General features: G+C 53.0%; 15 protein-coding genes. 6 read left to right on the top strand and 9 right to left on the bottom strand.

Going from position 1 to position 11913, the window contains the following annotated elements; genetic code table 11:
* Positions 1-6: 6 nt before the first annotated feature.
* Complete coding sequence (locus ABEH87_RS09990) at positions 7-312, top strand: cytochrome c (RefSeq protein WP_346576680.1); 306 nt, start codon at positions 7-9, stop codon at positions 310-312.
* A gap of 39 nt (positions 313-351) precedes the next feature.
* Here ABEH87_RS09990 and rof read toward each other — a convergent pair whose 3' ends face one another.
* Complete coding sequence (gene rof, locus ABEH87_RS09985; protein WP_346576228.1) at positions 352-618, bottom strand: Rho-binding antiterminator; 267 nt, start codon at positions 616-618, stop codon at positions 352-354.
* Positions 602-805, bottom strand: coding sequence for a YaeP family protein (locus ABEH87_RS09980; RefSeq protein WP_062747067.1), 204 nt, complete (start codon positions 803-805; stop codon positions 602-604). The genes rof and ABEH87_RS09980 overlap by 17 nt, the downstream gene beginning before the upstream one ends.
* Before the next feature lie 132 nt (positions 806-937).
* Here ABEH87_RS09980 and ABEH87_RS09975 point away from each other — a divergent pair, with 132 nt between their 5' ends.
* From ABEH87_RS09975 to ABEH87_RS09960, 4 genes are all read left to right on the top strand, one after another.
* Complete coding sequence (locus ABEH87_RS09975) at positions 938-1492, top strand: YaeQ family protein (RefSeq protein ID WP_346576226.1); 555 nt, start codon at positions 938-940, stop codon at positions 1490-1492.
* Complete coding sequence (arfB, locus tag ABEH87_RS09970) at positions 1489-1905, top strand: alternative ribosome rescue aminoacyl-tRNA hydrolase ArfB (RefSeq protein WP_346576224.1); 417 nt, start codon at positions 1489-1491, stop codon at positions 1903-1905. Before ABEH87_RS09975 ends, arfB begins: the two co-directional genes overlap by 4 nt.
* Before the next feature lie 18 nt (positions 1906-1923).
* Positions 1924-2334 (top strand): copper resistance protein NlpE N-terminal domain-containing protein, encoded by a 411-nt coding sequence (locus ABEH87_RS09965; protein ID WP_346576223.1) that lies wholly within the window; start codon positions 1924-1926, stop codon positions 2332-2334.
* Between the two features lie 349 nt (positions 2335-2683).
* A complete protein-coding gene (locus tag ABEH87_RS09960; protein WP_346576222.1) occupies positions 2684-4528 on the top strand; it encodes a M48 family metallopeptidase in 1845 nt (614 codons plus the stop codon).
* 84 nt (positions 4529-4612) lie between these two features.
* Here ABEH87_RS09960 and proS read toward each other — a convergent pair whose 3' ends face one another.
* The 7 genes from proS to metN form a co-directional block, all read right to left on the bottom strand.
* Complete coding sequence (proS, locus tag ABEH87_RS09955; protein ID WP_346576220.1) at positions 4613-6331, bottom strand: proline--tRNA ligase; 1719 nt, start codon at positions 6329-6331, stop codon at positions 4613-4615.
* Between the two features lie 91 nt (positions 6332-6422).
* Complete coding sequence (gene tsaA / locus ABEH87_RS09950; protein ID WP_346576218.1) at positions 6423-7130, bottom strand: tRNA (N6-threonylcarbamoyladenosine(37)-N6)-methyltransferase TrmO; 708 nt, start codon at positions 7128-7130, stop codon at positions 6423-6425.
* Positions 7130-7525 carry an Rcs stress response system protein RcsF gene (rcsF, locus tag ABEH87_RS09945; protein WP_346576216.1) on the bottom strand — a complete coding sequence of 132 codons (396 nt, stop codon included), beginning with the start codon at positions 7523-7525 and terminating at the stop codon, positions 7130-7132. The genes tsaA and rcsF (ABEH87_RS09945) overlap by 1 nt, the downstream gene beginning before the upstream one ends.
* Before the next feature lie 202 nt (positions 7526-7727).
* Positions 7728-8132 carry an Rcs stress response system protein RcsF gene (gene rcsF, locus ABEH87_RS09940; protein ID WP_346576215.1) on the bottom strand — a complete coding sequence of 135 codons (405 nt, stop codon included), beginning with the start codon at positions 8130-8132 and terminating at the stop codon, positions 7728-7730.
* Positions 8133-8269: 137 nt separating this feature from the next.
* On the bottom strand, positions 8270-9085 hold the full coding sequence (locus ABEH87_RS09935) for a MetQ/NlpA family lipoprotein (RefSeq protein WP_346576213.1): 816 nt from the start codon (positions 9083-9085) through the stop codon (positions 8270-8272).
* A 36-nt stretch (positions 9086-9121) separates the two neighbouring features.
* A complete protein-coding gene (locus ABEH87_RS09930) occupies positions 9122-9775 on the bottom strand; it encodes a methionine ABC transporter permease MetI (protein WP_062747046.1) in 654 nt (217 codons plus the stop codon).
* Positions 9768-10799: a methionine ABC transporter ATP-binding protein MetN gene (gene metN, locus ABEH87_RS09925; RefSeq protein WP_346576211.1), complete on the bottom strand. Its 1032-nt coding sequence runs from the start codon at positions 10797-10799 to the stop codon at positions 9768-9770. The genes ABEH87_RS09930 and metN overlap by 8 nt, the downstream gene beginning before the upstream one ends.
* A 188-nt stretch (positions 10800-10987) precedes the next feature.
* Between metN and gmhB the strand changes: the two genes are divergently transcribed.
* The gene (gmhB, locus tag ABEH87_RS09920; RefSeq protein WP_346576209.1) at positions 10988-11548 is read left to right on the top strand and encodes a D-glycero-beta-D-manno-heptose 1,7-bisphosphate 7-phosphatase; all 561 of its coding nucleotides are present in this window, start codon (positions 10988-10990) and stop codon (positions 11546-11548) included.
* The last annotated feature ends 365 nt before the right edge of the window (positions 11549-11913 follow it).

Here is an 11913-nt window from a genome sequence, read left to right as displayed (position 1 = left end):
ATGAATATCAGACTGATTGCGGTGTTGCTGCTGAGTGGCAGTTTTCCCGCTCTGGCAACAGGAAACAGCAGCGCCGGACAGGAAAAATCCGCACGCTGCGTGGCCTGCCACGGTGTGCAAGGACAAGCGGCGGCACCGATCTACCCGAATCTCGCGGGGCAGCATGCACCTTATCTTGCTCAGGCGTTACAGGCGTATAAAAGCGGCGCACGCAGCGGTGGTCAGGCCGAAGTGATGAAAGCGTTTGTTGCCGGACTGAGCGATGAGGATATTGATGATTTAGCGGCGTACTATGCGGGGCTGAAACCCTGAAAGGGGAGGCGGATCGACGATCCGCCCGTGAGGAAATGATTAATCTGATTCGCTGACCACGACCGTACCGAGATCGGGATGGCTGAAGCTGGCAATATGATCGAGACGCAGATTGCGTTCTTCTCCGGCGATCTCGATGCTCAGATACTCCACCTTTTTACTCAGGAACATATCTACCGCCTTCGCCTTAAGCTGCTCGCCGTCTTTTAACGCCAGCGTCAGCAGCCAGTTATTCTGGCAGGCGAGCTCCAGGTTGTCGTAGTCATCGCAGTTTATCGGTCTGTAGGCTTCATCTTTCGTCAACATAGTCGCTCACCAATAAGTTTGCGGCAGCAAAGGCTGCCTTTTCCCTGATGGAAGAGTGTAGCTCAGGATTGCCCGCTACCTCATCAAGAGCTTTCAACACGCACGCTAACGCGTCGGGCACGTATCCCAGATCGCCGCTGCCAATCTCAGCATATTTCCGGCGAACTAATTCACAATACTTTTGCACCTGCACCTCCTTCAGAGTTCTCTCTGGCGATTATCCGACTATAGCACAGGCATTTGCGGTAAATCAGCCTGTGAGCGGGTGATTTACCGCGCCATCAGGTTACAATAGCGGGTAACTGAGATAAGGATCCCTATGGCACTGAAAGCAACAATTTATAAAGCCACGGTTAACGTCGCTGACATGGACCGCAACGTGTTTATTGATCAGACGCTGACGCTGGCCCGCCACCCTTCAGAAACCGAAGAGCGGCTGATGCTGCGTCTGCTGGCCTGGCTGGTTCATGCCAATGAGCGGCTGACCTTTACCCGTGGGCTGAGTGCGGAAGATGAACCTGAACTCTGGCAGCTGAATGACCACAGCGGCATTGATGTGTGGGTCGATCTGGGCCTGCCGGATGAGCGTAGAATTAAAAAAGCCTGTAGCCGTTCTCAGCACGTCTGGCTGTATACCTACAACTGGCGTGCCGCACAGCCCTGGTGGCAGCAGCAGCAAAATAAGCTGTCCCAGCATGACAATCTGACAATACGCTATATCAGTGATGAGCAGCTGGCAGCATTAATTACGCTGGCTTCACGCTCAATGACCCTGCAGGCGACCATCCAGGATGGAACGATCTGGCTTTCGGATGACAGCCATCACCTTGAGATTCAATTCGAGCAGTGGCTGGAGGCCGGAAAAAGGGTATGATTGTATTGTCACGTAGCGTCACTATTCCTGATGCCGAAATCGAGATTACCGCGATCAGAGCGCAGGGCAACGGTGGTCAGAACGTGAATAAAAGTTCGACGGCCATTCACCTGCGTTTTGATATTCGTGCCTCCAGTCTGCCGCTTTTCTATCAGGAGCGTATGATGGCGGCGAGCCACCACCTGATCACCCCGGATGGCATCGTGATTATTAAAGCGCAGGAGTATCGCAGTCAGGAGATGAATCGTGAAGCCGCGTTAAAACGGCTGGAGAATCTGATCCAGGAGTTAACCGTGGTGGAAAAAACCCGCCGCGCCACGCGCCCGACGATGGCGTCAAAAAAACGTCGGCTGGAAGGTAAAGCGCGTAAAGCCTCTACCAAATCGCTTCGGGGTAAAGTCCGCGGCGACTGATTTTTTACAGGAGCGACCATGAAAGCTGTTGTTCTCACCCTGTTTGCCACGCTGGCACTGGGCTCGTTACTGGGCTGCCATAATCGACAGATCGCACAGCAGCCATCGCCGCTGGAGCCCATGAAGCAGAGCTACAGCGGTCTGCTGCCCTGCGGTCCAGCCTGCCAGGACAGTGAGTCATCCCTGTTTCTTGCCACTGATGGCAGCTATGTGCTGGAGCAGCGCACGGGAGGGGAGAGTGCGCTGCGTAGCGCTCAGTATGGTCAATGGGCGCGCACGGCGGATACGCTGACGCTGGTGGCGATGAACGGCGAGAAGCAACGTTTTCGCCCCACTGAAAATGGGCTTGAAGCGATTGCCTGGCGTGGAATGCCAATTACTAACCCGCACCTCTACCATCTGACGGCGAATAACGGCAAGACATTGTGAAACCCGAAAAATTAACCAGGAATAATAAATCGGGTTAATTTAAAGTTTTATTTCGGAATTAAGTCAAATTAATGAACCCGTTGCAGAATATGTTCTTCTCTGCAACGGAAAAAAAAGAATGCGCCAGGTAAATAATCCTAAAAAACGCCAGGCCTCTTGTCCATCTTGTTGAAATATCGTCTCATAGCACCGTTATAGCACCTCTATTGATAATATAGCTGAAGCAAACCAGAGAAGGATCTCACGTCATTTCCCTTAATGTCAGAAGATCACTCTTTCGGTATGGCCTGATATAAGCAGCTTTGTCTTTTCACATACTGTTTGCGAGTTTATTATTTTGAACGAATTAATGGCATTGAAAAAAGGATATGCGAAAGTATTCCTCTGGTTATTAGTCACGCTTTTCCTGATCCCGGCGATTACGCTGGTATTTGCTGAATACGGTACTCGTCAGCTCGATCAGGAATACAGCCAAATCTTTATTGATGATGCACGTACCCAGGCTCAGGACGTCAATAAACTTACGGCTTTCCTGCAGCAAACCCCCCCTTCCAGCGTCTGTGGCACCGTGCCTGACGAGCTGCTTGACTATCAGAATGCCGTCTGCGCACAGGAATCAGAGCTGTGGCAGTTCTGGATGATGGATAAAGTCGCTTTCTGGACGTTGATCGGCGGTGGCGTCATTGTGCTGATGATTGTGCTGTTCGGCGCGCTGGCGTTTAAAGATCGCCAGGGACAGTTGCAGAGCCTGAAACTGGCCCGTCCCTTCCTGATGCTGGCAAGTGCACTTGCGGTGCTGGTCCAGGGCGGAATGCTGGTGTGGCTCTCCTTCTGGGGAACCGCGTTCTTTACCCAAACCTATTATCCGAAGCTGGTGATGGCGATGGGCCTGCTGGTGCTGGCCGCAATGTTCTACATGATCAAGGGCATCTTTAAAAAGCTGCCGCCGGAAGAGGATGTTGAAGGTGATGTAGTGACGCGTGAGGCAGCACCGGCGCTGTGGTCGCGTATTGATGCACTGGCTGCACGGGTTGGAACGGCACCGCCGGATCATATTATTGCCGGTATCGATACCAACTTTTACGTTACCGAAGCCCCGTTAAGCGTCAATCAGAAGGGACTCGACGGCCGCAAGCTTTACGTCAGTATTCCGCTGCTGCGTCAGCTCACCACCGCTCAGGCTGATGGCGTGATGGTGCATGAGTTAACCCACCTGCATGAGGGCGATACCGCTTCGGGGGCGTTGCTGGGGCCGAAACTGCATCGCTTCGATCAGTACATCTACCTGATGAGAAAAGATATCTCAACGGTGATGGTTTACTATCCGCTTTGCCTGTATCGCATGCTGTTTGAACTGGCGTGGCAGCGTAACAGCCGTGAGCGTGAATTTGTCGCTGACCGGAATGCTGCAACCCTGATTGCGCCAGCGGCAATTGTCGAGTCGCTGATCAAGATTTCCGCCTATGCCAGCTATCGCAGTGAAGTTGAGCAAACGCTGTTTGATAATAAAACGCTGCATGAAAATGAGCTGGGAATTAGCAAAGCCATTGCTCAGGGTCTGCCACAGCATGTCAGTTCTCCCGACTTTATCGGCATGATGCGCGAATCGAACGTCCCGCACCCCTTCGATTCACACCCACCTCTGACGGAGCGCATGCGCAATGTGGGATACACGGTGGAAGAAACAGGCTATGCGGCAATCGCCTCTGAATTGCCGGCAGAGAGCTGGGTGGATCTGATGCCAGTGGCAGCGGAGATTGAACAGCATCTGTGGCAGAAATATGAGCGTGATTTCTCTTCGGCACATGAAGAGAGCCTGGCCTGGCGCTATCTGCCTGAAGGAGAAGAAGAGACGGCGCTGGTGCTGAAGTTCTTCCCGCCAGTCGTCTGGACGCTGAAAGACGGCAGTTCAATCGAGCTGACGTATCAGGGCATTGTTAAACCGCAGAGCGCGGAACTGCTGCCGTGGGATAATATTAAAAACATTAACGTTATCAAACGGTTTACTAAGGAAGTGCTGTATCTGCAACACGTTCAGCCCAATGCACAGGGCAAGAAACGCAGTGAGATCCCTCTGCCTGGCCTGAATAAGGAAATTGAAGGGTTCAAATATACCCTGGGTTACTACTGGCAGCGGCACCAGACGGTGCAGGCGCTGCAGCAGCAAGAGCAGGTCAACGCAGTCCAGAACTAAAATAAAAAAGCCACCGCATGCGGTGGCTTTTTTTATCAACGGAATGAGAACCGGACAGTCGGCTTCTCCCTTCAGGAAGAAGGACTAAACCGCCAGCTCGCTCACCAGGAAATCGACGATTTCACTGGTTTTGATCATACGTTTCTCACCGGCACGACGCGCTTTGTATTCCACTTCTTCGCTGTCGAGGTTACGATCGCCGATGACGATTGTGTGCGGCACGCCAATCAGTTCCATATCGGCAAACATCACGCCCGGACGCTCTTTACGATCGTCAAGAATAACGTCAATGCCTTTAGCGCGCAGCGTGGCATACAGCTCTTCCGCCAGCTCTTTTACGCGGAATGACTTCTGCATGTTCATCGGCAGGATGGCGACCTGGAAAGGTGCCAGCGCCGGTGACCAGATAATACCGCGATCGTCATGGTTCTGTTCAATAGCCGCCGCCACGATACGCGTGATACCAATACCGTAGCAGCCCATGGTCATAATCTGGTTACGGCCATCTTCGCCCTGCACGGAGGCTTTCATCGCTTCTGAGTACTTGGTGCCGAGCTGGAAGATATGACCCACCTCGATACCGCGTTTAATCAGCAGCGTCCCTTTCCCATCCGGGCTGGCATCCCCTTCAACCACGTTACGAATATCCGCGACGTGAGGCAGCGGCAGATCGCGCTCCCAGTTAATACCTTTCAGGTGCTGCCCGTCGATGTTAGCACCGGCGCTGAAGTCGCTCATTGCCGCAACGGTACGGTCGGCAATGATTGGCATGTTCAGACCCACCGGGCCGAGTGAGCCAGGACCGGCGTTCACCTGTGCACGGATCTCTTCTTCGGTTGCAAAGGTCAGCGGTGAGGCAACAATATCAATGTGTTCTGCTTTGATTTCGTTCAGCTCGTGATCGCCACGGACCAGCAAGGCAACCAGCGTATGACCGCTCTCTTTGGTCGCCTGCACCATCAGGGTTTTCACCGTTTTTTCGACGGGCAGCCCAAACTGCTCCACCAGTTCAGCGATAGTTTTCGCCTCTGGGGTGGCGAACTGCACCATCGGCTGTGTCGCGGCGGCGCGGCCACCGGCAGGCGCAACGGCCTCTGCTTTTTCTATGTTGGCGGCGTAGTCAGATTCGGTAGAGAACACCACATCATCTTCACCGCTCTGCGCCAGAACCTGGAACTCGTGTGAGGCGCTGCCGCCAATCGATCCGGTGTCGGCATCGACAGCGCGGAAGTCGAGCCCCATACGGGTGAAGCTCTGACTGTAGGCGCGGTACATTGCATCGTAGGTTTCCTGCAAGGATTCCTGCGTGGTATGGAATGAATAAGCATCTTTCATAATAAACTCACGTGAGCGCATCACGCCAAAGCGCGGGCGCACTTCATCACGGAATTTGGTCTGGATCTGGAACAGATTCAACGGCAGCTGCTTATAAGAGCTGAGCTCGTTGCGGATCAGATCGGTAATCACTTCTTCATGCGTCGGGCCGAGAACAAACGGGCGCTCACCGCGGTCAACAAAACGCAGCAGCTCCGGGCCGTACTGTTCCCAACGCCCACTCTCCTGCCACAGGTCTGCTGGCTGAACAACTGGCATGGAGATCTCAATTGCACCGGCGTTGTTCATCTCTTCGCGCACGATGTTTTCAACTTTTTTGAGCACGCGCAGGCCAGTCGGCAGCCAGGTATACAGGCCCGATGCCAGTTTACGGATCATGCCGGCACGCAGCATCAGCTGGTGGCTGATCACTTCAGCATCGGCAGGTGTCTCCTTCAGAGTGGAGAGCAAATATTGAGTAGTACGCATGAGTTACGATTCCATTTGAACGCATAGAGCCAAAAAATGATGGACGCTAGTGTATCAGTGTGACAGGAGAGTCAAAAGATGCCGGGAAAAATTAACGCGGGTCGATAGCGATAACTTCGGTGCCTGAAAGAGTTACCCGCCAGCGGACGTTGAAATCCAGCAGCCAGGCAGCGTATTCACGCGCGGGCTCTTCGCCTTTACGATACGCGGGTCGCGGGTCCTGAGCCAGAACCTGATGGATAAAACGCTCAAGATGCGGAAATTGCTGCTGGTGCTGCGTTAACTGCTGCTGCGCCTGCCTGCTGAAACTGACCGGCATATCCGCTAACGGAGCCTGTTGGGCAAAACCGGCACGGGCATCGGGTAACGCTTCGGCAAACGGCAGATAGGGTTTGATATCGACAACCGGGGTCCCGTCGACCAGGTCAAGGCTGCCTAACTCCAGGATCACCTGCTGCTGTTCACAGCGGATGCCCTTCAGTTCAACCAGCGACATGCCAATCGGATTGGGGCGGAAGGTCGAGCGGGTGGCAAAAACGCCCATACGTGCGTTGCCGCCTAAACGGGGAGGCCGCACGGTCGGGCGCCAGCCGCCTTCCATCGTCTGATGAAAGACAAACAGCAGCCACAGATGGCTGAAGGCTTCCAGGCCGCGCACGGCTTCGGGCTGGTTATATGGGGCCTGCAAATGCAACTCACCGCCGCCATCCTGGATTAAACCAGGCTGGCGGGGAACAGCGAACTTTTCCTTCCAAGGGGAATGAATCGTACCAATTTTCTGGAAGGAAAATGTCGTCATTATTGGGCAACTCTCAGGGCAGACCCCTTACACAGAGTCTGGCGGTAGCAGCCCTGTATTTGGGTGTTGATGACACAATTGTTCAGCAAAACAGCATTGGCATGCAAGGGAACCGCATTGACCTGCAGCTGACGGCGCACGGTGCTCATATCGGTCGGGAAATCCTGTGCTCTGTCCTGGCAGGAATACCCTGAAACGGTGCCTAAGGCCAGGAACGACTTGCCAGTGAGCTCGTCAGCACTGCTAATCAGCTGAATTGAAGAGGGAGATTTCAGCAACGACACGGAACGAGGAGCCTCAGTTTTTGCTTTGACTGGTGTCTGAACGGTTTGCTGTGCGTTGTGCGCGCAGCCGGTAAGGGCTAATGATACCAAAACGAAGACTAATTTACGCATTATACAATTCCTTTGTATTGGGTTATCCGAAACGATAACCTAGCAGTATGGTGTTTTAATATCAATTAACATGCTGAATTTGCTGGTGAAAATACGTATTTTCCTAATGGTTTTAGCTATAGATTAGGTCAGGGAGGAAATTAAAAAATGCGCACTTATTCAGGACCAGGGGGGATAAAGCCCCCGGTCGGAATGAAGAGAGTTACTGATTAGAGACTTTTAACGCGGAGCCCTGGCAAATCGCCTGACGATAACAACCCTGCGCACCGGTGACGATCTCACATTTATGCACCAGCACGGCGTTGGCTTTCATACCGGATGCCCGCACCTGCATACGTTTACGCGCAGTGGCGAGATTAGGCGGTGAGTCCTGTGAGCTGCTCTGACAATCGTCGCCATACACTTCACCCAGGTCACGGAAAGGCCTACTCACCAGATCAGCAGCATCGGTATACAGTTTTACCGGGGCAGGGCGTGCGGCAGGTTTCGACTGGGAAGCATCAGTCTGCGTTGACTGCGGAAAAGGTTTAACAGGCTCATAGGGTTTAGGGAACAACGAACACCCTGTCAGCGTCAGCGCTAACAAACAGAGCGGTAAAAAACGCATGGGAAAATCCTCATGATCAATAAAGTGGCGTTATTGAAGCAAGCTGGAACAGAAATAACAAGCGGAGAGCGTCAGGCAGGCACATCTGGCAATATCTATTGAGCTGCGGGCAGCTGGCGCTACCCGCATGCGGCCGATTACCAGCCTTTTACTGCGCCACCGTTGAACACTTTGTTCGCGGCGTCATTCACTTCATCAGACTGATAGGCCTGAACGAATTTCTTCACGTTTTCCGCGTCTTTGTTATCTTCACGGGCTGCAATCAGGTTCACGTACGGCGAGTCTTTGTCTTCGACGAAGATGCCGTCTTTCGCCGGAGTCAGGTTAATCTGGCTGGCGTAAGTGGTGTTGATCACGGCCAGCGCAATCTGCTGGTCATCCAGAGAGCGTGGCAGCTGTGGTGCTTCCAGCTCAACCAGCTTCAGATTTTTAGGGTTCTCAACCACATCCAGTGAGGTTGGCAGCAGGCCAACGCCATCTTTCAATTTGATCAGGCCCACTTTCTGCAGCAGCAGCAGGGAGCGGCCAAGGTTGGTCGGATCGTTAGGGATAGCAACCTGAGCGCCGTTCTGCAGTTCGTCCAGAGATTTAATCTTTTTGGAGTAACCGGCAATCGGATAAACAAAGGTATTGCCGACGGAAACCAGCTTATAACCACGATCTTTGATCTGCTGGTCCAGGTAAGGTTTGTGCTGGAAGGCGTTAACGTCAATATCGCCTTTGCTCAACGCTTCATTCGGCAGCACATAGTCGTTGAACGTCACCAGCTCAACATCCAGACCGTATTTGTCCTTCGCCACTTTGGCGGCCACTTCAGCCACCTGCTGTTCACTACCGACGATCACACCCACCTTGATGTGATTTGGATCTTTCTCTTTCTGATCGCAGCCAGCCAGTGCCAGAGTACCGATAAGCGCGCCGACAGCGGCAAGCGTTTTTACATTAAAAGACATATCCCTTCCTTAAATAGAGAGAAATTACTGTTGTGTTTACTTGTGGCTGACCGCACGAACGATGCGATCGCCACAGAACTGAATCAAATACACCAAAACAACCAGCAGGATTAATACCGTATTCATGACCGTTGCGTTGTATCCGATATAACCATACTGATAGCCAATCTGGCCCAGACCGCCAGCGCCGACGGCGCCACCCATGGCGGAGTAGCCGACCAGGGTAATCAGAGTAATAGTAGCGGCATTCACCAGACCTGGTAGCGCTTCCGGTAACAGAACCTTGCGAATAATCTGCAACGGCGTGGCACCCATGGCGCGTGATGCTTCAATCAGGCCGGTGGGAAGCTCAAGCAGGGCATTCTCCACCATACGCGCAATAAAAGGTGCGGCGCCAACGGTAAGAGGAACAATCGCCGCCTGCAGACCAATCGAGGTGCCGACGATAATCCGGGTAAACGGGATCATCCAGACCAGCAGGATGATGAAAGGAATCGAACGGAAGATATTCACCGCCGCCGACAGCACCCGATAAAGTTTGGCATTCGCCACGATCTGCCCCGGACGGGTCACATAAAGAAGCACACCGACCGGCAGGCCGAGCACAAAACCGAAAAAGCCGGAGACAAAGGTCATCATCAGGGTTTCCCAGATGCCGCGGCCCATTAACCACATCATCGCCTCAGACATAACCTAATACCTCTATCTTTACATGGTGCTCTTGCAGGAACGCGATGGCAGCCTGAGTATCGGCGGCGTCGCCGTGGATTTCAGCCAGCATGATGCCGAACTTCACGCCCCCGGCGTAGTCCATCTGCGCACTGATAATGTTGTTGTTGACGTTGAAACGACGCGCTGACTCGGAAAGCAGTGGGGCATCTACCGACTGGCCGGTGAACTCCAGGCGCAGTAGCGGAACCGTTGTGGCGCTGGCTTGCGGCGTCAGACGCTTGAGATAATCTTCCGGGATATCAAGATGCAGCGTGGACTGAATAAACTGCTGGGCCAGCGGCGTTTTCGGATGAGAGAACACTTCACTCACCGTATCCTGCTCGATAAGCTGCCCATTGCTGATGACGGCAACACAGTCGCAGATACGCTTCACCACATCCATCTCATGGGTGATCAACAGGATCGTGATACCCAGACGGCGGTTGATATCCTTGAGCAGTTCAAGGATTGAACGGGTGGTGGCCGGGTCCAGTGCGCTGGTGGCTTCATCACACAGCAGGACTTTCGGGTTGCTGGCCAGCGCACGGGCAATCGCCACACGCTGTTTCTGCCCGCCGGAGAGGTTGGCAGGCCAGGCATCATGCTTGTCCGCCAGCCCGACCAGATCCAGCAGTTCGCTGACGCGTGTCTTGATCTCTGCGTTCGACAGATTGCCGAGCTCCAGCGGCAGGGCCACATTACCGGCAACGGTGCGCGAGTTAAGCAGGTTGAAGTGCTGGAAAATCATGCCGATCTGACGGCGAGCCAGTGTGAGCTGACCCTCAGACAGCGTGGTCAGATTCTGACCATCAACCAGCACGCTACCGGACGTTGGGCGTTCCAGTAAATTGACGCAGCGGATCAGGGTGCTTTTACCTGCACCGGAAGCGCCAATCACGCCATAAATTTGTCCGGCAGGCACGTGCAGGCTGACATCAGACAGCGCTGTAATGGTGCGTGAACCTTGCTGGAACACTTTGGTGATATTTGAAAGTTTAATCATTGATTTATTTATTATCGTGATGGGAGTTATCCGTGGCGTTCAATAAAACAGCATCCCGTATTGCGGGGACTGAATGGATGGTAGGGCATCCAGACGTCTAAATCAATCGAAGTCATTCAAACGGGCATTCTCTCTTTTATAGCAATGATGCGATACACTACGGCAAATTTTGATGCAGGAGTTACTACGTGGCTGAGAAAGTCCCCGCAATTTTCCTCGATCGTGATGGCACCATTAATGTTGACCACGGTTATGTTTTTGAAAGCGACAACTTTGAGTTTATCGATGGTGTGATTGATGCCATGCGTGAGCTTAAAGAAATGGGTTTCGCGCTGGTGCTGGTAACAAACCAGTCCGGGATAGCGCGCGGCATGTTTACGGAACAGCAGTTTATGCATCTGACAGAGTGGATGGACTGGTCGCTGGCAGATCGCGAGGTGGATCTGGATGGTATCTATTTCTGTCCACATCACCCGGAAGCAATAGTAGAAGAGTTACGTCAGACCTGTGACTGCCGTAAGCCACAGCCGGGGATGCTCCTGACCGCACAGCAGGAGTTGAACATCGATATGGCCGCTTCTTATATGGTTGGCGATAAGATTGAGGACATGCAGGCAGCAAAAGCTGCCGGAGTGGGCAAAAAAGTGCTGGTTCGTAGTGGAAAGCCTGTTACTGCTGAAGGCGAGAGTGCAGCGGATTGGGTGCTTAATAGCCTGAAAGAGCTGCCAGCACGTATCAAACAGGGCTAAAAAGCAGCGTTTCGGCTGAACTTTCAGCAAGTGGTAAAAAAGTTGATATTACTGCTTGCGTTCCCGAAGCGCCTGTCTATAATGCGCAACCACTGAGACGGCACAGCGGCTTACAGGCCAGCGGCTCAGGAGGTTCAGGAAGTATCTGAACCGCCGGAAAAACTTCTCAAAAAGAAGTTGACTCCGAAGGAGGAAAGCGTAATATACGCCACCTCGCGACAGGAAGCTCCGGCACTGCTCGCAACGCTCTTTAACAATTTATCAGACAATCTGTGTGGGCACTCGCAGGATTGATATCAGTCACCTCCGGGTGACAAAAAATATCAAGTCTTAAGAGTGAACACATAATGAAATTCATTATGACG

Source organism: Erwinia sp. Eh17-17 (assembly GCF_039675725.1).
In the GTDB taxonomy this organism is placed as follows: Bacteria; Pseudomonadota; Gammaproteobacteria; order Enterobacterales; family Enterobacteriaceae; genus Erwinia.
The sequence above is the reverse complement of the archived record's forward strand: the minus strand, read 5'-3'. Positions and strand labels throughout refer to the sequence as shown.

Bases quoted from the DNA above. Each gene is read 5' to 3' on its own strand.
- rof (WP_346576228.1), bottom strand. From the start codon at position 618: ATGTTGACGAAAGATGAAGCCTACAGACCGATAAACTGCGATGACTAC.
- ABEH87_RS09975 (WP_346576226.1), top strand. From the start codon at position 938: ATGGCACTGAAAGCAACAATTTATAAAGCCACGGTTAACGTCGCTGAC.
- arfB (WP_346576224.1), top strand. From the start codon at position 1,489: ATGATTGTATTGTCACGTAGCGTCACTATTCCTGATGCCGAAATCGAG.
- ABEH87_RS09965 (WP_346576223.1), top strand. From the start codon at position 1,924: ATGAAAGCTGTTGTTCTCACCCTGTTTGCCACGCTGGCACTGGGCTCG.
- ABEH87_RS09960 (WP_346576222.1), top strand. From the start codon at position 2,684: ATGGCATTGAAAAAAGGATATGCGAAAGTATTCCTCTGGTTATTAGTC.
- proS (WP_346576220.1), bottom strand. From the start codon at position 6,331: ATGCGTACTACTCAATATTTGCTCTCCACTCTGAAGGAGACACCTGCC.
- tsaA (WP_346576218.1), bottom strand. From the start codon at position 7,130: ATGACGACATTTTCCTTCCAGAAAATTGGTACGATTCATTCCCCTTGG.
- rcsF (WP_346576216.1), bottom strand. From the start codon at position 7,525: ATGCGTAAATTAGTCTTCGTTTTGGTATCATTAGCCCTTACCGGCTGC.
- rcsF (WP_346576215.1), bottom strand. From the start codon at position 8,132: ATGCGTTTTTTACCGCTCTGTTTGTTAGCGCTGACGCTGACAGGGTGT.
- ABEH87_RS09935 (WP_346576213.1), bottom strand. From the start codon at position 9,085: ATGTCTTTTAATGTAAAAACGCTTGCCGCTGTCGGCGCGCTTATCGGT.
- ABEH87_RS09930 (WP_062747046.1), bottom strand. From the start codon at position 9,775: ATGTCTGAGGCGATGATGTGGTTAATGGGCCGCGGCATCTGGGAAACC.
- metN (WP_346576211.1), bottom strand. From the start codon at position 10,799: ATGATTAAACTTTCAAATATCACCAAAGTGTTCCAGCAAGGTTCACGC.